Genomic DNA, 23,481 nt, shown 5'->3' on the forward strand with positions numbered 1-23,481 from the left:
TACAATTGCGAAGAAACAGGCATTCGTCGTATTTTCGCAAGTCGTGAAATACATGCTCTTCCAGGAAATGGGGCCATATCGATGTTCGAACGCTTGCAGCAGTTTCTTGCGAGCCTTTCCGGTGGCGACAGCCGGCCGGCCTTTGCGGTCGACGACCCCCGGGTCGCGGTTATGGCGCTCTGCATCCAGGTGATGGAGGCCGACGGCACGGTGCTAGAATCCGAGAAGACGGCCCTTCGCGCCCGCTTCAGGGAATTCTACCCCGTGGACGAGGCGGAGCTGGATGCGCTCGTCGCCGCCGGCACGGATGCGGAAAGCGAGGCCATCGACTTCTTCCAGTTCACCTCCGAGTTGAAACGCCAGCTCTCGGAAGAGCAGCGCGTCAGCCTCATCGGCCTGCTCTGGGAGATCGTCTATGCGGATGGCGAGCGCAGCGAGATGGAGGACCATGCCATCTGGCGCATCGCCGACCTGCTCGGCGTCTCGGGCCGTGAGCGCATCATGAAGCGGCAGGAAGTGGCCGAAAGGGTGGGTGCGGCGGCGGGCGCGGAGGAGGCGGACGACGTCTGAGCATGCTCGATTCCCCGCATAAGCCGCATAACAAGCGCCCCATCCTCGTCGTCCTGCATCAGGAGACTTCCAGCCCCGGCCGCGTCGGCCAGATTCTCCGGGCGATGGGCTACCGGCTGGATATCCGCCGCCCGGTGCTAGGCGACGGGCTGCCCGAAACGCTCGACCGTCACGCGGGCGCCGTGGTCTTCGGCGGGCCGATGAGCGCCAATGACGACGAAGCCTATGTGCGGCGGGAAATCGACTGGCTGTCCGTGCCGCTCAAGGAGAACCGGCCGTTCCTCGGCATCTGCCTCGGCGCGCAGATGCTGGTGAAGAATCTCGGCGGCGCGGTCTACGGCCATGCGGAGGGCCTGACGGAGATCGGCTGGTATCCGCTTCAGGCGACCGAGGCCGGCACGGCGCTGATGGCCTGGCCGGACATGGTCTACCAGTTCCACCGCGAGGGCTTCGACCTGCCCGCGGGCGCGACGCTGCTCGCCACCGGCCATCACTACGAGAACCAGGCCTTTCGCTACGGCGACAACGCCTGGGGCATCCAGTTCCACGGCGAGCTGACACTCGCCATGATGCATCGCTGGGTGGTGCGCGGGGCGCATCGTTTCGACCTGCCCGGCGCGCAGATGGGCCGCGCCCATCTCGACGGCCGGCTGCTGCACGATGCGGCCCTGCGGCTCTGGATGGGGTCGTTCCTCGACCGGGTCTTCCACGAGGCTTGAGGCCGGCCCGTTAAACATGTTGCCGCGCGCCAAAAGCCCGGCCTTGCTGGCGGGGCCGGCAATGGCTACATGTCGGGACGAAACCAATTGGAGACGTCAATGATAGCGGTCATCAACACCCTGTTGTTCATCATCAGCATCGCGTGGTTCCTGGTGATCGCCTCGGCGATCTTCTCCTGGCTCTACGCCTTCAACGTCATCAACGCGAACAACCAGGCAATCGCCGCCATCGGCCGCTCGCTGTATCAGCTCACCGAGCCGATCTACCGCCCGATCCGCCGCGTCCTGCCGAATTTCGGCGGCGTCGACCTGTCGCCGCTCGTCGTGCTGGTCATCCTGTATTTCCTGGAGCAGGTGATCCGCGGCGTGCTGGCCCCGGCGCTTCTGTCCTGATTGACGCAGACCGAAAAAGAAAACCTCCGGATCGGCGACGATCCGGAGGTTTTCGATTTCAGGCAAGGGCAAACGGCCGGGACAGGCCCGGCCGCAAGGCTTACTTCGACTTGTTGTAACGCTCGACGGCTTCGAGAACCATCTTCTTGGCGACGGAAACGTCCTGCCAGCCGGCGATCTTAACCCACTTGCCGGGTTCCAGATCCTTGTAGTGCGTGAAGAAGTGCTCGATCTGCTTCAGCGTGATTTCCGGCAGGTCCGTGTAGTTCTCGACCTTGTCGTAGCGGCGCGTCAGCTTCGGCACCGGCACGGCGATGATCTTCTCGTCCTTGCCGCCATCGTCTTCCATGACCAGCACGCCGATCGGGCGAACATTGATGACGCAGCCAGGAACGAGCGGGCGCGTGTTGGCGATCAGCACGTCGATCGGGTCGCCGTCTTCCGAAAGCGTGTGCGGCACGAAGCCATAATTGCCCGGATAGGTCATCGGCGTGTAGAGGAAGCGGTCGACGACGAGCGCGCCGGCTTCCTTGTCCATCTCATACTTGATCGGGTGGCCGCCGACCGGCACCTCGACAATGACGTTCACGTCGTCCGGCGGGTTCTTGCCAACGGAAATCGCATCGATACGCATGGGGGCTCCCTCGATTGGAAATGGAGTGGTTTGCGCGCTTCCTAATGCGAATCCCGCTGCGGCGCAACATGACTTTCATCCAAGGTGAATAGACGGGCGGCCTGCGCCGTTCTCTAGCTAACCGGAGGATGTCCCATGCGCCTGATGCCCCTCTTCCTTGCCGCCACCGTCCATGCCGCCACCGCGCAGGCCAACGAGAGCGCCTATACCGACCGCAACCTCGACGCCTGCAAGACCCTTGCAAAAGAGGAGGAAGGCGAGAGCATCACGATGAAATGCGCCGGCTACAAGAAGGTCCCGGTCTATTTCAAGGAAGGCGACCTGCGGCAAAGCCAGACCTACGGGCCCATCGGCAAGGACTGGCTCGACGGAGCCTTCGAAACCTTCGGCCCCTTCAACCACACCAATGCGAAGATCGAGTGGCGGCTCGACGGCGGCGGCGCGCCCTTCGCAACCATCGTGCGGTGGTTCGTCGCCGATCCGGAAACGACGGACGACACCAACACGCGTTACGGCCAGGTCCTCGTCGTCTCGACGGTCGCCACGCCGGACAATCCGGCAAGCTGCGTGGTCGGCTATGTCGATGCACTGGAGAACAAGGACGCCAATGCGCTCGCCCGGCAGATCGCCGACGGGGAGGCGGCCGGCTTCATCTGCGGCAAGGACGAGCCGCGATGGCAGGGAAAACGGGGAAAGCTGGCGGGCGAGCCGATGCGCAACCTGCCGGAAACGGCGCAGTAGCCGTCAGGGCCAGACGAAGCCGATCTTCTTCAGTTCCTTCTCGCCGAAATTCTCCATGCCTTCGGCAATGTCGCGCCCGCCGGCGGAGCGGAAGAAGTTATGCGCATGCTCGCTGTCTTCCAGGCACCAGACGATCATGCCGTTGCAGCCGAGCGACTTCAAAAGCCGCTGCGCCTCGCCGAAGAGCAGGCGGCCAAGGCCGATGCCCTGGTATTCGGGGCGCAGGTAGAGTTCGTAGATCTCGCCTTCCTGCGGCAGCGCCCGCGCGCGGTTGAGGCCGAGCGTGGCGTAGCCAGCCACCGTTCCGGCGACGTCGAGCACGAGAAGCGTTGCGGGGCCGCGTGTCGCCTTGCGCCACCAGACCTCGCCGCGGCGGTCGACCATCTGGATGAGCGGCCGGTGCGGAATGAGGCCGCCATAGGCCTGCAGCCACGACACCCGATGCGTCTCGGATATCGCGCGCGCGTCCTGCGGCTCGGCGCGCCGCACATCGATCGACAGTGTCTTCATAACACGACTCATATTCCCGCACCGATTCCACCGGAATCGCGCATCGCGCGAAGGTCCCCCTTGCCCACAGGCAAGTTCGAGGTGGTATCCCGGAAAGTTAACGCTTTTTTAAGAAACGTCACAAGCCGTAAAACGATGGCACACACATGAAAAACCCCGGCACAGGGCCGGGGTCTCATTTTGTCCCGTTTCGGGAAGCGTGCGATTATGCGGCGCCGGCGGCGCGCTGCTTTTCGAATCGCTTGCGGTCGTTCGGGTCGAGATGCAGCTTGCGCAGGCGGATCGACTTGGGCGTCACTTCGACGAGTTCGTCGTCCTGAATCCACGAAAGGGCGCGTTCCAGCGTCATCTTGATCGGCGGCGTTAGGCGGACGGCCTCGTCCTTGCCGGCGGCGCGGATGTTGGTGAGCTTCTTGCCCTTCAGCACGTTGACCTCGAGGTCGTTGTCGCGCGTGTGGATGCCGACGATCATGCCCATATAGACCTTCTCGCCCGCGTCGATGACCATCGGGCCGCGATCTTCGAGGTTGAAGAGCGCGTAGGCGACGGCTTCGCCCGCTTCGTTGGAGAGCAGCACGCCGTTGACGCGGCCGCCGATCTCACCCTTGTAGGGCTGGTAGTCGTGGAACAGGCGGTTCATGATCGCCGTGCCGCGCGTATCCGTCAGAAGCTCGGACTGGTAGCCAATGAGGCCGCGGGTCGGGGCGAAGAAGACGAGACGGACGCGGTTGCCGCCCGACGGACGCAGTTCGACCATCTCGGCCTTGCGCTCGGACATCTTCTGCACGACGACGCCGGAATGCTCTTCATCGACGTCGATGACGACTTCCTCGATCGGCTCCAGAAGCTGGCCGCCTTCGTCCTTGTGCATGACGACGCGCGGACGCGACACGGCAAGCTCGAAGCCTTCGCGGCGCATGGTCTCGATGAGGACGGCGAGCTGAAGTTCGCCGCGGCCGGAGACGAAGAAGGAATCCTTGTCGCCCGACTCTTCGATCTTCAGCGCGACGTTGCCCTCGGCTTCCTTGAAGAGACGGTCGCGGATGACGCGGCTCGTGACCTTGTCGCCTTCCGTGCCGGCGAGCGGCGAATCGTTGACGATGAAGGACATGGTGACGGTCGGCGGGTCGATCGGCTGGGCCTTCAGGGCTTCCGAAACGGACGGGTCGCAGAACGTGTCGGCGACGGTGCCCTTGGTGAGGCCGGCGATGGCGACGATGTCACCCGCATGGGCTTCTTCGATCGCCGTGCGCTCGATGCCGCGGAAGGCGAGAATCTTCGAGATACGGCCGTTTTCGATGAGCTGGCCGTCCTGGCCGATGACCTTGACGGACTGGTTCGGCTTGATCGAGCCGGAATGGATGCGGCCGGTGATGATGCGGCCGAGGAAGGGGTTGGCTTCGAGGATCGTGCCGATCATGCGGAACGGGCCTTCGGCAACCTTCGGCTCGGGAACGTGCTTGAGCACGAGGTCGAGCAGCGGGGCCATGCCTTCGTCGCTCGGGCCGTGCGGGTTGACGTTCATCCAGCCGTTGCGGCCCGAACCGTAGAGGATCGGGAAGTCGAGCTGCTCGTCGGTAGCGTCGAGATTGGCGAAGAGGTCGAAGACCTCGTTCAGCACTTCCTCGTGGCGGCCGTCCGGGCGGTCGATCTTGTTGATGGCGACGATGGGCCTCAGACCGACCTTGAGCGCCTTGCCGACCACGAACTTGGTCTGCGGCATCGGGCCTTCCGACGAGTCGACGAGAACGATGGCGCCGTCCACCATCGAGAGGATGCGCTCGACTTCGCCGCCGAAGTCGGCGTGGCCGGGCGTGTCGACGATGTTGATGCGAACGCCCTTCCATTCGACCGAGGTGGCCTTGGCGAGAATGGTGATGCCGCGTTCTTTTTCGATGTCGTTGGAGTCCATGACGCGCTCGGCGACGCGCTGGTTTTCACGGAAAGAGCCGGACTGCTTCAGAAGCTCGTCGACGAGCGTGGTCTTGCCATGGTCGACGTGCGCGATGATCGCGATATTGCGAATGGACATGTTGTAATCTCTGAGGTTCGGGGCGCGCGGGATAGGGGGCGCCGTCTTCAATGGCCGCGCTCATACATGTTTTTCCGCAAATGCGAAAGGGGCGGGCCGCAACTCTGTTGCCCGCCCGGCGCACGGCGCCGCGATGAGGCGCCTTTTCAGGCCGCCAGTCCCTTCTTCTCCAGCATCGCCTGCGGGCTGGGCAGCTTGCCGCGGAACGCCTTGTAGGCGTCCTCCGGGTCCACCGAACCGCCGACGGAGTAGATATAGGTCTTCAGCCGTTCCGCCATGGCCGGGTTGAAGGCGTCGCCCGTCTCCGTGAAGGCGGCGAAGGCGTCGGCATCGAGCACTTCCGACCACATGTAGGAATAGTAGCCCGCCGAATAGCCGTCGCCCGAGAAGACATGCTGGAAATGCGGCGTCGCGTGGCGCATGACGATGGATTTCGGCAGGCCGATCGTCTCGAGCACTTCCGCCTGCACCGCCATCGGGTCCTCGACGGGACCGCGCGTGTGGAACGCCATGTCGACCAGCGCCGAGGAGGTGAACTCCACCGTCGCGAAACCGGAATTGAAGGTGCGGGCGGCCAGCACCTTGTCGAGCAGCGCCTGCGGCATCGCCTCGCCGGTCCGGTAGTGCACCGCATAGCGCGTGAGGATTTCCGGCACCGTCAGCCAGTGCTCGTAGAGCTGCGAGGGCAGTTCCACGAAGTCGCGCGAGACGCCCGTGCCCGAGACGGAGGGATAGGTGACGTTAGAGAGCATGCCGTGCAGCGCATGGCCGAATTCGTGGAAAAGCGTGCGCGCGTCGTCGAGCGAGAGAAGGGCGGGCTTGCCCTCCGCCGGCTTTGCGAAGTTGCAGACATTGTAGATGATCGGCAGCTCGCCGACCGAACCGTTCGGCAGCGGCAGGCGATGCTGGCTCTGGTAGGAACTCATCCAAGCGCCGGAACGCTTGGAGGACCGCGCGAAATAATCGCCGAGGAACATGGCGACCAGCCTGTCATCCCGGTCGCGGATTTCGAAGACTCGCACATCGGGATGATAGACCGGCACGCCCTTCTTCTCGACGGCGCGGATGCCGAACAGCCGTTCCGCGACGTCGAAGCAGGCTTCGATGATCTTTTCGAGCTGGAGATAGGGTTTTAGCTCCGCCTCGGAGAAATTGAACTTTTTCGCGCGCAGCTTTTCCGCGTAGTAGCGCCAGTCCCAGGGCATGACCTCGTGGTTGCGCCCCTCTTCGGCGACCAGCGCGGCAAGCTCCGCCTCTTCCTCGCGCGCCCGCGCCACGGCCTTTTCCCAGACCTGCATGAGAAGCCCGTTCACCGCCTCCGGCGTCTTGGCCATGGTGTTGTCGAGCTTCAGCGCGGCAAAACTCTGATAGCCGAGCAGGCCGGCCTTTTCCGCCCTCAGCGCCAGCGTGTCCTTGACGATGCCGCGATTATCCGTTTCGCCGGCATTCTCCCCGCGCGCCACCCAAGCGCGGAACGCCTGCTCGCGCAGGTCCCGGCGGGCGGAGAAGGTCAGGAACGGTTCGATGATCGAACGCGACAGGGTGACGGCATAGCGCCCGTCCTCGCCGCGCTCACGCGCCGCGGCGGCCATCGCATCCTTCAGGAAATCCGGCAGGCCTTCCAGCGCCTCGCCCTCGTCGAGGAAGAGCGCCCAGCTCTTCTCGTCGGCAAGCACGTTCTGGCCGAAATTCGCACCGAGACCTGCAAGCTGCTCGTTGATCGCCGAAAGCCGGTCCTGCTCGGGCTTTGCCAGCTTGGCCCCCGACTTCACGAAGCCCTTCCAGTGCCGCTCCAGCACGCGCACCTGCTCCAGCGAGAGGTTCAGCCCGGCGCGGCTTTCCCACAGCGCATCGATGCGCTTGAAGAGCGCGGCATTGGTGCCGATCTTCGAATAGTGCCGCGACATCTTTGGCGCGATGTCGCGTTCCAGCGCCTGGATCGTGTCGTTGGTATTGGCCCCGGCGCGGCTCCAGAACAGCGCCGAAACGCGCGAAAGCGCATCTCCCGCAACTTCCAGCGCGACGACGGTGTTCTCGAAGGTCGCGGGTTCCGGATTGTTCGCGATCGCGTCGATCTCCGCCTCATGATCGGCCAGCGCCGCATCGAAACCGGCCGCGAAGGCATCGTCCTTCACGAGATCGAAACGCGGCAGGCCGCCCGGGCCGGTCCACTCGACAAGGGCGGGATCGATGCGCGTTTCGGTCATGGCTCATCCTTTCTGGCAAATCATCGTGCAGCGAATATAGGAACGGACAGCCCCATTGGTACAGAGCATCGGCACAAATTTGGGAACCGGATGCGCCTTGCCGCGTTCAGGCGGGTGCGGCACCCTGCCTCTTGACGCGGAAGACGAGTTCGGTGAAAACAGTCCCGTACCCGCGGCCTTTTGACATCGGTTGCCGCGGTGAACCCTGGTGCCGGGCCCCTCTGGCGAGAGTTTTTACGGCGCTCTCGTGATGTCGGTACCGCCAGCAATTAGCCGGCGGATTCATACGCACATGAACATCCTGACCATGCCTTACCCGCATGCCCGTCGTGGTATGCGCAATTCCACCTTCCGTTCCTCCAGCATGGAGGCGCTGTCATGATCGGCAACGGCGAAGGCAAGACCACCCTCTCCTACCTCAAATGGGCACTCATCTCGACTGTCATCGGCCTTGCGCTCGGCGCCTGGCTCGGCTGGCAGACGACCGGAACGCTTTCCGGCATGGCGACCGTCTTCTTCATCTGCGCCGTTCTCGCGGTGCTGGAGATTTCGCTCTCTTTCGACAATGCCATCGTGAACGCCAACAAGCTCAAGGACATGACGCCGGTCTGGCAGCACCGGTTCCTGACCTGGGGCATCGTCATCGCCGTCTTCGGCATGCGCATCGTCTTCCCGCTGCTGATCGTCGTCATCGCCGCCGGCATCGGCCCGATCGACGCGCTCGTCCTCGCAGCCCGCGAGCCGGCAGAATATGCCCGCATCATGAATGACGCGCACCTGCCCATCGCGGCCTTCGGCGGCACGTTCCTGATGATGGTCGGCCTCACCTACTTCTTCAACCATGAGAAGGACGTGCACTGGATCGGCTTCATCGAGAAGCACATGGCGCGCTCGGCGACCGTCAAGGGCATCGAGATCGCCTTCGTTCTGGCGCTCATCCTTATCTTCTCGAACCTGCTGGAAGGCGAAGCCGCCAATACATTCGTGCATGCCGCGGTCTACGGCCTCCTCACCTTCCTTGCCGTGGAAGTCGTCGGCGGCCTGCTGGACGCCTCGCAGAAGGCGATGTCGGAAGCGGCCAAGGGCGGCCTCGGCGCCTTCATCTATCTTGAAGTGCTCGACGCCAGCTTCTCCTTCGACGGCGTGATCGGCGCCTTCGCGCTGACGCAGAACCTCTTCGTCATCGCCATCGGCCTCGGCATCGGCGCCATGTATGTGCGCTCCATGACGATCATGCTGGTGGAGAAGGGCACGCTGGCCGAATACCGCTACCTGGAGCATGGCGCGTTCTACGCGATCCTGATCCTCTCGGTGGTCATGTATTGCCAGACGCTGGTGCATATTCCCGAGGTCATCACCGGCCTTGGCGGCGCGACGCTGATCGGCATCTCGCTCTGGTCCTCGATCCGCTACAACAGGCGCGAGCGGGAACTGGAGCATCCGGCCGGCGCGCGTGCAAGCGACCGTGTATCCGCCCAGCTCGGCGAACAGGTCTGACGATTGCGGCCGGCCGTTCCGACGGCCGGCCTTCAAGCCTGAAAGACAGAAGGCCCGCCGATCTTGCGATCGGCGGGCCTTTTCATTCGGAAATTCTCTGTCTCGCGTCAGACGCGCGGGAAGTCGGCGGGGTTGATGCCGAGCGTCCTCAGGTCGCGTTCCTTCGGGCGGCGGTGCCCTTCGACTGCCGCGGCGGCTGCGTTGGCAGCGCTCAGTACGGCGAAGGCCCGGCCGAAGAAGCCCTGGGCGAAGGAGTTGCGGAGGGTGGTCATTGGATTGCTCGCTTTCTGTTTTAGCTTACGAGCGGAAGATGAGGCTGCGGGCCTCGAAGGACAAGAGACGGAATCTCAGCCCAGCCATGCAACGGATGCAGGCCGGAAACGGGGTTTCCGGCCTGCCTTGTTTTCAACCGCCAAAGAAGAACCTCAGTCTTCGTTCGCCGCGAACTGCGAGAGGACTTCGCCCTTGCCGCGCGCCCGCAGGATGAGCGGCACCACGACGGCGAGGAAGGCGAGGCCGAAGAGCACGGCGGCGATGGGCGACATGAAGAGCGCCGTCACGTCGCCCTGGCTGATCGCCAGCGCCCGGCGCAACTGCTGCTCGGCCATAGGCCCGAGGATGAGGCCGACGACGACCGGCGCGATCGGATAGCCGAAGATGCGCATGGCAAAGCCAAGCAGGCCGAAGGTGAGCAGCATGCCCAGCTCGAAGACCGACGGATTGGCGCCGATGGTGCCGAGCGTGGCGAAGAGCAGGATGCCGGCATAGAGCCAGGGCTTGGGGATGGTCAGCAGCTTCACCCAGAGGCCGATCAGCGGCAGGTTCAGCACCAGCAGCATGAAATTGGCGATGAGCAGGCTGGCGATGAGGCCCCAGACGAGTTGCGGATTGGTCGCAAAGAGCAGCGGCCCCGGCTGGAGACCGTATTGCTGGAAGCCGGCAAGCATGATGGCCGCCGTCGCCGTCGTCGGCAGGCCGAGTGAGAGCAGCGGCACGAGCGTGCCGGCGGCCGACGCATTGTTGGCCGCCTCCGGCCCCGCCACACCCTCGATGGCGCCCTTGCCGAATTCGTCCTTGTATTTGGAGAACTGCTTTTCCGTCGAATAGGATAGGAAGCTTGCAATATCCGCGCCGCCCGCCGGCATGGCGCCGATGGGGAAGCCGATGAAGGTGCCGCGCAGCCACGGCTTCCACGAGCGCGCCCAGTCCTGCGCACTCATCCAGACCGAACCCTTGACCGCCTCCACCTTGTCGGGAATGCGGTCGCCCTGACAGGCGACGTAGAGCGTCTCGCCGATGGCGAACATGGCAACGGCCAGCGTCGTCACCTCGATACCGTCGAGAAGATCGGGAATGCCGAAGGAGAGCCGCGCCTGCCCGGTCTGCTGGTCGATACCGATGACGGCAAGGCCGAGGCCGACGAAGAGGGCAGTAAGGCCGCGCAGCGTGGAATCGCCGAAGGCGGCCGAGACCGTCACGAAGGCGAGCACCATCAGCGCGAAATATTCGCGCGGGCCGAAGGAAAGCGCGAACTTGACGACGAAGGGCGCGATGAAGGCAAGGCCGAGCGTGGCGATGAGGCCGGCGACGAAGGAGCCGATGGCCGCCGTCGCAAGCGCCGGGCCGCCGCGGCCGGCGCGGGCCATCTTGTTGCCCTCGAGCGCGGTGACGACGGAGGCGCTTTCACCCGGCGTGTTGAGCAGGATCGAGGTCGTCGAGCCGCCATACATGCCGCCGTAATAGATGCCGGCGAACATGATGAGCGAGCCGGCCGGATCGAGCTTGTAGGTGACGGGCAGGAGCAGCGCCACCGTCAGCGCCGGGCCGATGCCGGGCAGAACGCCGACGGCCGTGCCGAGCGTGACGCCGATCAGCGCATAGAGCAGGTTCATCGGCTGGGCGGCGACGGCAATGCCCTGCAGCAGGAATTCGAAAGTACCCATCGTCAACCCTCAGAAGAACAGGTGCTCGAGCGGCCCCGCAGGCAGCGAAAGCTGCAGGAAGCGGCCGAAGATGATGTAGACGACGAAGCTGAAGCCGATGCCGATGGGCAGCGAGATCCAGAGCTTGCGCCGGCCGAAGCCGAAGGCCGTCAGCGCGAAGAGCACGCCGGTGGCGATGGAAAAGCCCGCGGTCTTCAGGAGCAGCATCTGCCCGGCAAGGCCGGCGACGATCATCACGACCGGCTGGATTTCGACCGGCTCGCGCTCGGGGAAATCGCCGCGCCAGGCTTCGAAGGCGGTCCAGACGGCGAGCAGCGCAAGGCCGATGGCGACCACATGGGGCACGGTGGCGGGGCCGATGCGGGAATAGTTGCTCATTTCCGCAAGGCGGCCGGCATCCCACCAGATGATGCCGGCAAGCAGGAAGAGCACCGGCGCGATGACCAGCGCCGCCCTGTCGGGGCGGCGCTTTTCGTGAGAGGACGGGACCTCGCTCATTTGACGAGCCCGATGTCCTTGAGGATGCTTTCCGTGGCGGCGACATCCTTGTCGAGCTGCGCCTTGAAGGCATCGCCGGCAAGGTAGGTGTTCTGCCAGCCCTTGGTCGTCAGGATATCCTTCCAGGCGGCGGAGTTCACGACCTTCTCGATATCGGCGTTGACCGCGGCGACCTGCTCGGCCGAAAGGCCGGGCGCAGCGGCGACCATGCGCCAGTTCTCGACCACAACGTCGAGGCCGCCTTCCTTGATGGTCGGGGCGTCGATGCCTTCGACACGCTCGGCGCTGGAGATGGCGATCAGGCGCAGCGTGCCGGCCTTCACCTGGGCTTCGAATTCGCCGTAGCCGGAAATGCCGGCCGTCACCTGGTTGCCGAGGATCGCGGCCAGCGCCTCGCCGCCGCCCGAATAGGCGACATAGTTGATCTTGGTCGGATCGACGCCGGCAGCCTTGGCGATGAGGCCCGCCGTGATGTGGTCCGTGCCGCCGGCAGAGCCGCCAGCCCAGGAGACCGCGCCCGGATCGGCCTTCAGCGCCTTGACGAGGTCTTCCATGTTCTGGATCGGCGAGGCGGCCGGGACGACGATGGCCTCATATTCGCCGGTGAGGCGGGCGATCGGCGTCACGTCCTTGAGGGAGACCGGCGACTGGTTGGTGAGGATCGCGCCGACCATGACATAGCCGCCGACGATGAGCGCGTTCGGATTGCCGCTGTTCTGGCTGGCGAACTGGGCGAGGCCGATCGTGCCGCCGGCGCCCGGAACATTGACGACCTGAACGGCGCCGGAAATCTTCTCATCCTGAAGAACCGTCTGCAGCGAGCGGGCCGTCTGGTCCCAGCCGCCGCCCGGACCGGCCGGCGCCATGATCGAATAATCGGCGGCGAAGGCCGGAAGCGCGAGAGCGCCGGCGATGATCGATGCCAGGAAGAAGTGTTTCAAAGGTATGTCCTCCGTCAGGCGCGGCTTTTTGCGCGCATCGTTGCTTGTGACGGGAGGATGGCGGCCATCGCCGGCGCGAACGGATTCGCGGGCGCGATTGCTGCAGAATTCTCCTCCCGGTCTTCCGTCCGCCTCCACGGACGATGAAGAAGCCTAAAGCAACACAGGAAGCTGACATCTACCTGACATGGCGGCGCAAGGCCCGGCCTTGGCGCGCCGGATGCCTATTGCGTGCGCAGGACCTCGTTCCAGCGGGCGATCAACCGCGCGCGCTTGACCTGGTCGAGATAGACCATCAGGCCGGGGCTGACGGGCACCGGCTTCAACTGCGCGCCGAGCAGCGCGCTCATCGTGCGCGCCGTGTTGGAGCCGGAGACTTCGGGGCTGACGGCGGCGATCTGCAATTCGCGCGACAGGATTTCCTGCCCCTCCTTCGACATGAAGAAGGAGAGGTAGCGCCGCCCGAGTTCCGGCGAGGCCGCCGCCTGCGGCACGAGGCCGATGCGCGACATGACGACCGTATAATCCTTCGGCAGCACGATGCCGACATCGGGATGGCGCGAGGCCCAGTCCGCGGCATAGGAGCCGAGAATGTTGTAGCCGAGCACGAAGCGGCCATCCGCCACGCGCTCCAGAATGGCCGAACTGGTCGAATAGAGCTTGACCCCGGCCGCGCCCATCGCCTGGATCACCGTCCAGATATCGCCGAACTGCTCCTGGTCGCGCGCCATGAAGAGGAAGCCGACGCCCGAGCGCTCGATATCGTAGGTGCCGATGCGGCCATAGACCTTCTCGCCCTGCTCCTTGAGATAGGCGAGGAATTCCGCGCGCGAGGCCGGCGGCTTGCGGCCCTTGAAGCTCGGCTTGTGATAGACGAAGACCGCCGGCTCGAAGGTCAGCGCATAGGCCGTGTTGCGCCAGTTGGCCCAGCCCGGCCAGCGGTCGCTCATCGGCAGATCGCTGCGCTGGGCATAGCCGTCGTTGCTGAGCTTGACCTGCAGGTCCATCGCCGAGGAGAAGGCGAAATCCGCCGTCTTCCCGCCCGCATCCGTCTCGCGCACGATGCGGTCGTGCAATTCCCCCGTCAGCATCTCGTCGTAGCGCACGGCGACATCCGGATTGGCTTCCTCAAAGCCCCGGATCATCGGCCGGGCGAGCGGCTCGTCCAGCGAGGAATAGACGACGAGCACCGGCGCGTCCGCATTGCCGTCGCGCGCCGCAAAAAAGGTCGGCTCGGCGAGCGCGGGAAAGGCGGCGGCGAGGATCGCAAGAAGGATGAGGACAAGGCGCATGGCGCGACCTTGCCAAAGCGCGCGCAGGTTCACAAGTCCGCCGCCCGCCGTTAAGCTCGCGAAGGGAGGACGAAAACGTGCGCATTCTACTGGTCGAGGACAACGAAGCCCTGGCGGATGGCCTGTCCGCCATCCTCAAGGGCACCGGCCATGCGGTGGACGTGGTGCGCGACGGCGCCTCCGCCGACGCCGCCATCGCGTCTGAAAATTTCGACCTCGTCATCCTCGACCTGACGCTGCCGGAAATGGACGGTCTCGACGTGCTGCGCGCCATGCGCGCGCGCTCCAGCAAGGCTTCAGTGCTGATCCTGACGGCGCGCGGCGCGCCGGAGGAGCGGGTGCGCGGCCTCGATCTCGGCGCCGACGACTATATGATCAAGCCCTTCGACATTTCCGAATTCGAGGCGCGCGTGCGCATGCTGCTGCGCCGGCAGGCGGGCCTGCGTTCCGCCGCCATCACCTTTGGCGGCGTCGCGCTCGACCTCAATTCGCGCACCTTCTCGGCCGAGGGCGCGCCGCTCGACATTCCCGCCCGCGAACTCGGCCTCCTCGAAATCCTCTTCATGCGCGCCGGCAAGGTGGTCGCCAAGGAGGCGATCATGCAGTCGCTCGCCGCCTTCGACGACGACCTTTCCGCCAACGCCATCGAGCAATATGTGAGCCGGCTAAGAAAGCGCCTTGCCCCGCATGGCCTGACCGTGCGCACGGCCCGCGGCATCGGCTATTATCTCGACAAGGCGAGCGCGGCTTGACCCTCTTCCCCACCTCCTCGCTGCGCCGCCGCCTCCTTCTCTGGCTGCTCGTCTCGACGGCGGTGATCGGCACCGTCGCCCTCGTCGATACCTATAACGAGGCGGTCAAGACGGCGAACACCGTCTCCGACCGCGTGCTCGCCGGCTCGGCGCTCGCCATCGCCGAGCGTGTCGTGGTGACGGAGAACGGCACGCTGGAGGTGGACATCCCCTATGTCGCGCTGGAAATGCTGACCTCGGCGGCGCAGGACCGCGTCTTCTACCGCGTCGACGGCCCGCCCGGCCGCTTCATCACCGGCTACCAGACCCTGCCGACCATCGCGGCCACGGAGGGCCGGTCCATCGGCTTTGCGGATGCGACCTTCCGCGGCGAGCCGATCCGCATCGCCGTGCTGCAACGCTCGGCCTCGACGGGCATCAACTCCGTGCCTTTCGCCGTGACGGTGGCCGAAACCACCATCGCCCGCCGCCAGCTCACCCAGACGATCCTCCTGCGCTCGGCGCTGCGTCTCGCCATGATGATCGCGGGCGCCGCCATCATCGTCTGGATCGCCGTCACCGTCTCGCTGCGCCCGCTCTATCGCCTCAGCGACGCCATCGCCGAGCGCAACCCCAACGACCTGCATCCCATCGAGCAGCGCGTGCCGAGCGAGGTGCAGGGCCTCGTCGATACCGTCAATTCCTTCATGGTGCGCCTGCAATCGGCGCTCGACGCGCTGCGCCACTTCTCCGGCAATGCCAGCCACCAGCTCCGCACGCCGCTCGCCATCATCCGCACGCAACTTGCGCTCGCCAGCCGCGCCGGCACGCTGGAAGAGGCGCAGGAGGCCGCGCAGAAGGGCGACGCCGCCGTCGCCCATGCCGAACGCATCCTCGCCCAGCTTCTGTTGATGGCGAAGATCGACGCCGCCGGTTCCAACGAGCCGCAGAAACCCGCGCCCATCGACATCGCCTCCCTCGCCCAGCAGCTTACCGCCGACCGCGTGCCCGCCGCGGCGGATGCCGGCATCGACCTCGGCTATGAGGGCGACGGCCCGGTTCCGGCCCGCGCCGAACCGCTGCTTTTCGGCGAACTCCTGCGCAATCTCATGGAAAACGCCATCGCCTATGCCGGTCCCGGCGCGGAGGTGACGGTGAGCGTGCGCGCCACCGCCGACGGCGCGCTGCTGACCGTCGAGGACAACGGCCCGGGCATCGCCCCCGAGCGGCGGAACCTCGTGCGCCAGCGCTTCTCGCGCGGCGAGCATCGCGATGCGCCGGGCATGGGGCTGGGCCTGCCCATCGTGGAGGAGATCGCCGCCCTCTTCGATGCGGCGATGACGCTGGAGGACGGTCCGGGCGGGCGCGGGCTTCGTGTGGCGATCCGCTTTCCCGCCGCCGCTTAGAGTATATCCAGCAAAAGTGCGTAGCGGTTTTGCGTTCGGAAATACGAAAAAACGAAGAGAGAAAGAGCGTTTTCGCGATTCGAAGAAAAGCGAAAGCGCTCTAGGGCTTCCGCCAGCCGAGAAGGCCGGGCGCCGCGTGCCAGACGGCCTGCACGGCAAAGCCCATGAAGAGCAGGCCGGACATGCGCACGATCGCCAGCTCGTGCCGCCGGTAGAAGGTGCGCACCATGCGCGCGCCGATAATGGCGATCAGGATGACATCCGCGACGAGGAAGCCGAGGAACGACACGCCAAGCAGCGCCGGCAAGGCATCGAAATCGAGCGCATTGGAGGAACTGGCGAGCAGGGCCGTGAAGGTGGCGAGCGCCACCGGATAACCCTTCGGGTTGGTCAGGCCGAAGATCAGCCCGCGTCTCAGCGGCCGCTCCACCGTCATCACGGCCGCGCCGTCCTGCCGGGCCTTCGCGCGCAGCGCCGACCAGCCGATCCAGGCCAGATAGAAGCCGCAGAAGAGGCCGAGCACATCGAAGACCATGGTACCGATCGTCTTGGCGCCGACGATGGCGACAAGGGCGAGGCTCGACCAGACGAGGTCGCCCGCAAGGTGCCCGCCCATGAACAGGGCCCCCGCCTTGCGCCCCTGGCCGGCGCCGATGCCGAGCAAGGCGAGAAAGGCCGGGCCGGGGATAAGCACATAGAGCAGAGCAGCCATGAAGGCGCCGAATAGCATCGAACCGGTCATCGGAAATCCCCTTGATTCTCAAGGCATTCCAGCCGTTCGGCCCTGCTTCGTCAAGGGGGTGTGCCCGGCCTTTCGCAGGGCAGCCATGCGCTGTTCCCCTAGCTCGCCAGTTGTCCATTCCGGGAGTGCATAGTAAGCTCTGCTTACAATAGCCAGAAAGCAATCATGATCTCACGCCCCGATCCCGACGCCCTCGGTTTCGTCCTCATCGACGTTGCCCGCATGCTGCGTAGCGCCTTCGAGCGCCGCATCGCCACCGCCGGCCTCGGCCTCACGCCGGGCGAAGCACGCGCCCTCGTGCGCATCGCCACACTGGAGGGCAGCCGCCAGCTCGAGATCGCCCAGCGCATGGGTATCGAGCCGATGACGCTCTCCACCTATCTGGATCGCCTCCAGAGCCTCGGCTTCATCGAGCGCCGCGCGGATCCGGCGGATCGGCGCGCCAAGCTGATCTTCACCACGCCCGCCGCCAACGCGCTGATCGCAAGCATCCGCGTCGAGCAGATGGAGCTGATGCAGCATGTGACAAGCGGCATCGGCGAGGCGGAGCTGGACCTGATGGGCGAGCGACTGAAACGCCTGCGCGCCAATCTCTCCGCGCTGGAGGAGGACAGCACCGCCCTGACGCTGGCAAGGGAGACCGGCCGGTGACGCGGGCGCGCATGAGCGAGCGCCGCACGAGCATCATCAGCGCCTTCCTCGTGGCGCTCGGCCCCGTTTCCATGGCGCTCTACACGCCCGCCATGCCGGAGCTGGTGCATGCCTTCTCCTCCACGGAATCGGCGATCAAGCTGACCCTTTCCTTCTATTTCGCGGGCTTCGCCCTCTCACAACTCGTCTCCGGCACCATGTCGGACGTGCTCGGCCGGCGCAAGACGACGCTGATCTTCATGACCGTCTACCTCGCCGGCAGCCTCATGGCCGCCTTCGCCCCCAGCGTCGGCGCGCTGCTGGCCGGCCGTCTCGTGCAGGGCATCGGCGCCTCCGTCGGCATGACGGTCTCGCGCGCCATCGTGCGCGACCAGTTCACCGGCACCGAAGCCGCCCGCATCATGAACATGGTGGGCATGATGCTCGCCATCGGCCCGGCCGTCTCGCCCACGCTCGGCGGCTTCGCCCTCGGCCTGTTCGGCTGGCAGTCGATCTTCTTCCTGATGGTGGGTTTTGCGCTTGCCGCCTGCGGCGCGGTTTATTTCTGCATGGCCGAGACGACGACCCCCGACCCCGCCAAGGGCCGCATCGGCCCGATCCTGCGTGGCTACCGCGATCTTGCGACCAGCAGCCGTTTCGTCTCCGCCACGCTCGTCATGGCCGGCGCGGTCGGCGCACTCTACGGCCAGGCGACCATGCTGCCCTTCGTGCTGATCGACCGCGTCGGCCTGACGCCCACCCAGTTCGGCGTCGGCATGCTCATGCAATCCGGCTTCTTCTTCGCCGGAACGGTCGTCGTGCGCCTCCTGATGCGCAGGATGACGCCCGCCCGCATCGTCGTTCCCGGCCTCACCTTCATCGGCATCGCCAGCGTGCTGATCGCCTGCGCCTCGCACCTTCTGGAAACTCCGACCTTCCTCAGCGTCATGGGTCCGGTCGGCCTCTATGCCTTCGGCATCGCCTTCGTGATGCCCTACATGATGACCGCCGCCATGGAACCCTTCCCGCATATCGCCGGCTCGGCATCGGCAGCCATGGGCTTCGTCCAGATGGGGTCGGGCTTCCTCGCCGGCCTGATCGCCGCCGCCATCGGCCTGCCCCTCTTCGCCTTCGGCACCATCATTCCCTCGATGGGCCTGATGGCGATCCTCTCCTACCTCTGGTATCGCGCGGTCTGCGGCCGCGACGCCCGGCTTGCGACGGAACCGGCGGAATAAGAAAAGCCCGCCGCCGTTGCCGGCAGCGGGCCTTTTCATTCGGGCAGAGCCGCTCAGCCGCGCTTGTTGCGGGCGGCGAGCGTGCGCAGGCGCAGCGCGTTCAGCTTGATGAAGCCGGCGGCGTCCTTCTGGTCGTAGGCGCCCTGGTCGTCCTCGAAGGTGACCAGCTTGTCGGAATAGAGCGACTTCGGCGATTCGCGGCCGGTCACCATGACATTGCCCTTGTAGAGCTTCAGCGTCACTTCACCCTCGACATGCTCCTGGCTGCGGTCGATCAGCGCCTGCAGCATCTCGCGCTCCGGCGAGAACCAGAAGCCGTAATAGATCAGCTCCGCATAGCGCGGCATCAGCTCGTCCTTCAGATGGGCCGCGCCGCGGTCGAGCGTGATGCTCTCGATGGCGCGGTGCGCGGCAAGCAGGATCGTGCCGCCGGGCGTCTCGTAGACGCCGCGCGACTTCATGCCGACGAAGCGGTTTTCCACGAGGTCGAGACGGCCGATGCCGTTGTCTCGGCCGTAATTGTTGAGCGCCGCAAGCAGGGTCGCCGGCGACATGCGCACGCCGTTTATCGAGACGGCGTCGCCGCGCTCGAAGCCGACCTTGATGACGGTCGCCTTGTCCGGCGCGCTTTCCGGCGAGATGGTACGCATATGCACGTATTCGGGGGCTTCGACGGCCGGGTCTTCCAGCACCTTGCCCTCGGAGGAAGAGTGCAGAAGGTTGGCGTCGACCGAGAACGGCGCTTCGCCCTTCTTGTCCTTGGCGACCGGAATCTGGTGCTGCTCGGCGAATTCGAGCAGGTGCGTGCGGCTCTTGAACGACCAGTCGCGCCACGGGGCGATGATCTTGATATCGGGGTTCAGCGCATAGGCCGAAAGCTCGAAGCGGACCTGGTCGTTGCCCTTGCCGGTCGCGCCATGCGCGATGGCGTCGGCGCCGGTCTTGGCGGCGATCTCGATGAGATGCTTGGAGATCAGCGGGCGAGCGATGGAGGTGCCGAGCAGGTAGACGCCTTCATAGACCGCATTGGCGCGGAACATCGGGAAGACGAAATCGCGCACGAATTCCTCGCGCACGTCCTCGATGAAGATTTCCTTGATGCCGAGCATCTCGGCCTTCTTGCGCGCCGGCTCCAGTTCTTCGCCCTGGCCGAGGTCAGCCGTGAAGGTCACGACTTCCGCGCCGAGTTCCGTCTGAAGCCACTTCAGGATGATCGAGGTATCGAGGCCGCCGGAATAGGCGAGCACGACTTTCTTCACGTCTTTATGTGATGCCATGATGATGAGGTCCGTTGCATGAAGGGCCGCAGCAAACCCGCGAAAGCCCGGTGTCGCGGGCACTTTTAGCGAGATTGGCGCGTGACGCAAGGGCGCAGCCCGACGCATCCTGCCGCAAGCCGGATTTGACCGGGGCGATTGCCACCCCATATTGCGCGGAACGAACCATGGAAGGGGCAATCCCATGACCGACCTCAAGGATATCATCAAGGCTTCCAACGTCGCCGTCATCACCGGCGGTGCCTCCGGCATCGGCCTTGCCGCCGCAAGGCGCTTCGCCGGGGCCGGCATGTGCGTCGCCATCGCCGACCGCAACGCCGACCGGCTCGGCGAGGCGCGCGCCGAGCTGGAAGCCATCGCCGGCGAGGCCAACGTCATGGCCGTGGAAACGGACGTCGCCCACCGGCACGAGCTGGAAGCGCTGGAGCGCGCGGTGCTGCAACGCTTCGGCCGCGTCCATGTGCTGATGAACAATGCCGGCATCCAGCCGGACACTTCCATCTTCAGCGCCGAGGCCAACTGGGACCATATCCTCGCCGTCAACCTGATGGGCGTGATCCACGGCACGCAGGTCTTCGGCCCGAACATGCTGGCCCATGGCGAGCCGGGCCTCATCATCAATACCGGCTCCAAGCAGGGCATCACCACCCCGCCGGGCAACCCTGCCTACAACGTCTCGAAAGCGGGCGTGAAGGTCTTCACCGAGGCCTTGCAGCACGAGCTGCGCAACACCGAGGGCGCGAAGCTTACCGCCCATCTGCTGATCCCCGGCTTCGTCTTCACCGCCCTGACGAGGGGAGAGCGCACCGAAAAACCCGACGCCGCCTGGACATCGACGCAGACGGTCGATTTCATGATGGAGAGCCTGCAGCGCGGCGATTTCTACATTCTCTGCCCGGACAACGACGTGCCCCGCGCCCTCGACGAGCGCCGCATGGCCTGGGCGATGGGCGACATCATCGAGAACCGCCCGCCGCTCTCGCGCTGGCACAAGGACTATGCCGACAGGTTCAAGGCCTTCGTCGAGAAACCGTAACGGCCCATCACAAGGTTTGATTGGAAATCCCCGGAAAGCCGGATAAGAGTCCGTCATCCTCCCGGCTTTTCAAGGGTTCCGCCATGGACGTCCTGCCCACGCTCCCGACGCTTCTCGCCTTCACGGCCGCAAGCCTGCTGCTTGCCATGACGCCGGGGCCGGACATGACGCTCTCCATCAGCCGGGCGCTCTCGCAGGGCCGCGGCCCGGCGCTCTATGTGGTGATCGGCACCAGCCTCGGCATCGTGGTGCATACGCTGCTGGTCGCCTTCGGCATTTCGGCGCTGATCACCGCCTCGCCCACCGCCTTCCTGATCCTGAAGACCGGCGGCGCGGCCTACCTGCTCTGGCTTGCCGTGCAGGCGATCCGCTACGGCTCCAACTTCACGGTGAAGGCGGCGGCCGGCCCGCGCGGCACGGCGCTCGCCAATATCTCCACCGGCTTCGGCGTGAACCTGCTGAACCCCAAGGTCATCATCTTCTTCATGACCTTCCTGCCGCAGTTCATCTCGGCCAGCGACCCGAACGTCACCGGCAAGCTGATCTTCCTCGGCCTGTTCTTCATCGTCGTCGGCATCCCGGTGAACGTGATCGTCATCCTCGCCGCCGACAGGCTGGCAGGCTGGCTCCAGCAGAACCCGAAGGTCCTGCGCGGCATCGACTACACATTCGCGGGCGTCTTCTCGGTCTTCGCGATGCGGATTCTCTTCACGCAGGCGAAATAGCTCAGCCGATCAGCAACGCATCGTCATCCAGCGTCTGGCCGCGCATCTTACGGAACATGGCGATGAGGTCCTCGACCTGAAGGGTCTTGCGGTTCTCCCCGGCCACGTCCAGCACGATCTCGCCGCCATGCAGCATGACGGTGCGGTGGCCGTAATCGAGCGCCTGACGCATCGAATGCGTCACCATCAGCGTCGTCAGCTTGCGCTCCGACACGATCTTCTGCGTCAGGGTCATGATGAATTCGGCCATGCCCGGATCGAGCGCAGCGGTATGCTCGTCGAGCAGAAGCACGTCGGAGCCGGCAAGCGTCGCCATGACGAGGGAAACCGCCTGCCGCTGGCCGCCGGAAAGCAGGTCCATGCGGTCGCGCATGCGGTTCTCGAGGCCGAGATTGAGTTCGGCGATGCGCTCGCGGAAATGCGCGCGGCGCTGCGGACCGAGGGCCGAAGCGAGGCCGCGCCGTTCGCCGCGACGGGCCGCAAGCGCAAGGTTCTCCTCGATGGAGAGCGCGCCGCAGCTACCCGTCAGCGGATCCTGGAAGACGCGGGCGACGCGGCCGGCGCGGGCGGCGGTGCCCTGGCGGGTCACATCGGCGGTGCCGATCTTCACCTGGCCCTCGCTGGCGATGACGTCGCCGGCGAGAACGCCGAGCAGCGTCGACTTGCCGGCGCCGTTCGAGCCGATGACGGTGACGAATTCGCCTTCCGCAATGGTGAGGCTGACACCGTTCAGCGCCTGCTTCTGCAGCGGCGTGCCCTTGCCGAAGACGACCTTGATATCGGAAACGGAGATCATCAGGCGGCTCCCCCGCGGCGAAGGCGCGGCAGCACGAGCGCCACGGTGACGAGCAGGGCCGTCACGAAATTGAGGTCCGAGGCCTGCAGGCCGAGCACGTCGGAAGAGAGCGCGAGCTGGATGGCGATACGATAGAGGATCGAGCCGAGCACGCAGCCGATCAGCGCCATGAGGATGCCGCGCGCGCCGAACAGCGTCTCACCGATGATGACGGCGGCAAGGCCGACGACGATGGTGCCGACACCGGAGGTGACGTCGGCAAAGCCGTTGGTCTGCGCGAAGAGCGCACCGCCGAGGGCGACCAGCGCGTTGGAAAGCGCGATGCCGAGATAGATCTGCTTGTTCGTATTGACGCCCTGGGCGCGGGCCATGCGGGCATTCGCGCCGGTCGCACGCATCGACAGGCCCGCGTCGCTTTCGAGGAAGCGCCAGACGAGGATGACGGCGATGACGACGAGGATGCCGACGAAGAGTGGGCGCACGTAGAAATCACGCAGGCCAAGCCCGAAGAACGGGCTGATCATCGTATCCGCATTGATGAGCGCGACATTCGGCTTGCCCATGACGCGCAGGTTCACCGAGAACAGCGCGATCATGGTGAGGATCGAGGCGAGCAGGTTGAGGATGCGGAACCTGACATTCAGCATGGCCGTGACGAGGCCGGCAACCGCGCCGGCCGCCATGGCGACGGCGGCGGCAAGCCAGGGGTTGAGGCCCGCGATGATCAGCACGGCCGCGACGGCCGCACCCAGCGGGAAGGACCCGTCGACGGTGAGGTCCGGAAAATCCAGCACGCGGAAGGCAAGGTAAACGCCGATCGCGACGAAGGCATAGACCAGCCCCAGTTCGACGGCACCCCAGAAGGCAATCAGGCTCACGGCTCTTAGGCTTTCTCTTTTTCCCATTCCGCATCGCGCGGGATG

Annotated in this window: 24 protein-coding genes; 11 read left to right on the forward strand and 13 right to left on the reverse strand. The window is 65.3% G+C overall.

What is annotated here, in order from left to right; genetic code table 11:
- The first annotated feature begins 81 nt into the window (after positions 1–81).
- The 3 genes from MOE34_RS18520 to MOE34_RS18530 all read left to right on the forward strand — a co-directional run bounded on the left by MOE34_RS18520 (position 82) and on the right by MOE34_RS18530 (position 1,682).
- Positions 82–570 (forward strand): TerB family tellurite resistance protein, encoded by a 489-nt coding sequence (locus tag MOE34_RS18520; protein WP_160787120.1) that lies wholly within the window; start codon positions 82–84, stop codon positions 568–570.
- Positions 571–572: 2 nt separating this feature from the next.
- Positions 573–1,289, forward strand: coding sequence for a glutamine amidotransferase (locus MOE34_RS18525; protein ID WP_160787121.1), 717 nt, complete (start codon positions 573–575; stop codon positions 1,287–1,289).
- A 99-nt stretch (positions 1,290–1,388) separates the two neighbouring features.
- Positions 1,389–1,682 carry a YggT family protein gene (locus MOE34_RS18530; RefSeq protein WP_206366685.1) on the forward strand — a complete coding sequence of 98 codons (294 nt, stop codon included), beginning with the start codon at positions 1,389–1,391 and terminating at the stop codon, positions 1,680–1,682.
- A 100-nt stretch (positions 1,683–1,782) separates the two neighbouring features.
- Here the strand turns inward: MOE34_RS18530 and ppa are convergent, their stop codons facing one another.
- Positions 1,783–2,316, reverse strand: coding sequence for an inorganic diphosphatase (gene ppa, locus MOE34_RS18535; protein ID WP_160787123.1), 534 nt, complete (start codon positions 2,314–2,316; stop codon positions 1,783–1,785).
- Between the two features lie 135 nt (positions 2,317–2,451).
- Between ppa and MOE34_RS18540 the strand changes: the two genes are divergently transcribed.
- Entirely contained in the window at positions 2,452–3,057 is a 606-nt protein-coding gene (locus MOE34_RS18540; protein ID WP_160787124.1) for a hypothetical protein, read from the forward strand.
- 3 nt (positions 3,058–3,060) lie between these two features.
- Here the strand turns inward: MOE34_RS18540 and MOE34_RS18545 are convergent, their stop codons facing one another.
- The 3 genes from MOE34_RS18545 to MOE34_RS18555 form a co-directional block, all read right to left on the reverse strand.
- The gene (locus tag MOE34_RS18545; protein ID WP_160787125.1) at positions 3,061–3,567 is read right to left on the reverse strand and encodes a GNAT family N-acetyltransferase; all 507 of its coding nucleotides are present in this window, start codon (positions 3,565–3,567) and stop codon (positions 3,061–3,063) included.
- 205 nt (positions 3,568–3,772) lie between these two features.
- Positions 3,773–5,599, reverse strand: a complete 1,827-nt coding sequence (gene typA, locus MOE34_RS18550) for a translational GTPase TypA (protein WP_160787126.1) — start codon at positions 5,597–5,599, stop codon at positions 3,773–3,775.
- Positions 5,600–5,745: 146 nt separating this feature from the next.
- Positions 5,746–7,806 carry a M3 family metallopeptidase gene (locus tag MOE34_RS18555; protein ID WP_160787127.1) on the reverse strand — a complete coding sequence of 687 codons (2,061 nt, stop codon included), beginning with the start codon at positions 7,804–7,806 and terminating at the stop codon, positions 5,746–5,748.
- Between the two features lie 378 nt (positions 7,807–8,184).
- On the opposite strand from MOE34_RS18555, the gene MOE34_RS18560 reads away from it, so the two are divergent.
- Positions 8,185–9,303 carry a DUF475 domain-containing protein gene (locus MOE34_RS18560; protein ID WP_160787128.1) on the forward strand — a complete coding sequence of 373 codons (1,119 nt, stop codon included), beginning with the start codon at positions 8,185–8,187 and terminating at the stop codon, positions 9,301–9,303.
- Positions 9,304–9,410: 107 nt separating this feature from the next.
- Here MOE34_RS18560 and MOE34_RS18565 read toward each other — a convergent pair whose 3' ends face one another.
- The 5 genes from MOE34_RS18565 to MOE34_RS18585 form a co-directional block, all read right to left on the reverse strand.
- Positions 9,411–9,575: a hypothetical protein gene (locus MOE34_RS18565; protein ID WP_024270181.1), complete on the reverse strand. Its 165-nt coding sequence runs from the start codon at positions 9,573–9,575 to the stop codon at positions 9,411–9,413.
- 153 nt (positions 9,576–9,728) lie between these two features.
- Entirely contained in the window at positions 9,729–11,246 is a 1,518-nt protein-coding gene (locus tag MOE34_RS18570) for a tripartite tricarboxylate transporter permease (RefSeq protein ID WP_160787129.1), read from the reverse strand.
- Between the two features lie 9 nt (positions 11,247–11,255).
- Entirely contained in the window at positions 11,256–11,744 is a 489-nt protein-coding gene (locus MOE34_RS18575; protein ID WP_160787130.1) for a tripartite tricarboxylate transporter TctB family protein, read from the reverse strand.
- Positions 11,741–12,685: a Bug family tripartite tricarboxylate transporter substrate binding protein gene (locus MOE34_RS18580; RefSeq protein ID WP_160787131.1), complete on the reverse strand. Its 945-nt coding sequence runs from the start codon at positions 12,683–12,685 to the stop codon at positions 11,741–11,743. The genes MOE34_RS18575 and MOE34_RS18580 overlap by 4 nt, the downstream gene beginning before the upstream one ends.
- Positions 12,686–12,909: 224 nt before the next feature.
- Positions 12,910–13,977: an ABC transporter substrate-binding protein gene (locus tag MOE34_RS18585; protein WP_242218957.1), complete on the reverse strand. Its 1,068-nt coding sequence runs from the start codon at positions 13,975–13,977 to the stop codon at positions 12,910–12,912.
- A 77-nt stretch (positions 13,978–14,054) separates the two neighbouring features.
- Between MOE34_RS18585 and MOE34_RS18590 the strand changes: the two genes are divergently transcribed.
- Both MOE34_RS18590 and MOE34_RS18595 read left to right on the forward strand, forming a co-directional pair.
- Entirely contained in the window at positions 14,055–14,729 is a 675-nt protein-coding gene (locus MOE34_RS18590) for a response regulator (protein WP_160787133.1), read from the forward strand.
- Positions 14,726–16,114 carry a sensor histidine kinase gene (locus tag MOE34_RS18595; protein ID WP_160787134.1) on the forward strand — a complete coding sequence of 463 codons (1,389 nt, stop codon included), beginning with the start codon at positions 14,726–14,728 and terminating at the stop codon, positions 16,112–16,114. The genes MOE34_RS18590 and MOE34_RS18595 overlap by 4 nt, the downstream gene beginning before the upstream one ends.
- 100 nt (positions 16,115–16,214) lie before the next feature.
- Here the strand turns inward: MOE34_RS18595 and MOE34_RS18600 are convergent, their stop codons facing one another.
- Positions 16,215–16,856, reverse strand: a complete 642-nt coding sequence (locus MOE34_RS18600) for a LysE family translocator (protein ID WP_160787135.1) — start codon at positions 16,854–16,856, stop codon at positions 16,215–16,217.
- Positions 16,857–17,021: 165 nt separating this feature from the next.
- Between MOE34_RS18600 and MOE34_RS18605 the strand changes: the two genes are divergently transcribed.
- Together MOE34_RS18605 and MOE34_RS18610 are read left to right on the forward strand one after the other, a co-directional pair.
- Entirely contained in the window at positions 17,022–17,507 is a 486-nt protein-coding gene (locus MOE34_RS18605; protein WP_170299540.1) for a MarR family winged helix-turn-helix transcriptional regulator, read from the forward strand.
- A gap of 11 nt (positions 17,508–17,518) precedes the next feature.
- Positions 17,519–18,724 carry a multidrug effflux MFS transporter gene (locus MOE34_RS18610; RefSeq protein ID WP_160787197.1) on the forward strand — a complete coding sequence of 402 codons (1,206 nt, stop codon included), beginning with the start codon at positions 17,519–17,521 and terminating at the stop codon, positions 18,722–18,724.
- Positions 18,725–18,777: 53 nt separating this feature from the next.
- Here MOE34_RS18610 and MOE34_RS18615 read toward each other — a convergent pair whose 3' ends face one another.
- On the reverse strand, positions 18,778–20,001 hold the full coding sequence (locus MOE34_RS18615; RefSeq protein ID WP_160787136.1) for an argininosuccinate synthase: 1,224 nt from the start codon (positions 19,999–20,001) through the stop codon (positions 18,778–18,780).
- 184 nt (positions 20,002–20,185) lie between these two features.
- Here MOE34_RS18615 and MOE34_RS18620 point away from each other — a divergent pair, with 184 nt between their 5' ends.
- Positions 20,186–21,037, forward strand: a complete 852-nt coding sequence (locus MOE34_RS18620; RefSeq protein WP_160787137.1) for an SDR family NAD(P)-dependent oxidoreductase — start codon at positions 20,186–20,188, stop codon at positions 21,035–21,037.
- Positions 21,038–21,120: 83 nt separating this feature from the next.
- Positions 21,121–21,762 (forward strand): LysE family translocator, encoded by a 642-nt coding sequence (locus MOE34_RS18625; protein WP_160787138.1) that lies wholly within the window; start codon positions 21,121–21,123, stop codon positions 21,760–21,762.
- 1 nt (position 21,763) lies between these two features.
- Here MOE34_RS18625 and MOE34_RS18630 read toward each other — a convergent pair whose 3' ends face one another.
- Positions 21,764–22,558, reverse strand: coding sequence for an ABC transporter ATP-binding protein (locus tag MOE34_RS18630; RefSeq protein ID WP_160787139.1), 795 nt, complete (start codon positions 22,556–22,558; stop codon positions 21,764–21,766).
- On the reverse strand, positions 22,558–23,436 hold the full coding sequence (locus MOE34_RS18635; protein ID WP_160787140.1) for an ABC transporter permease: 879 nt from the start codon (positions 23,434–23,436) through the stop codon (positions 22,558–22,560). The genes MOE34_RS18630 and MOE34_RS18635 overlap by 1 nt, the downstream gene beginning before the upstream one ends.
- Positions 23,437–23,481: the final 45 nt, after the last annotated feature.

The organism is Shinella zoogloeoides, assembly GCF_022682305.1.
Taxonomy (GTDB): domain Bacteria; phylum Pseudomonadota; class Alphaproteobacteria; order Rhizobiales; family Rhizobiaceae; genus Shinella; species Shinella zoogloeoides_B.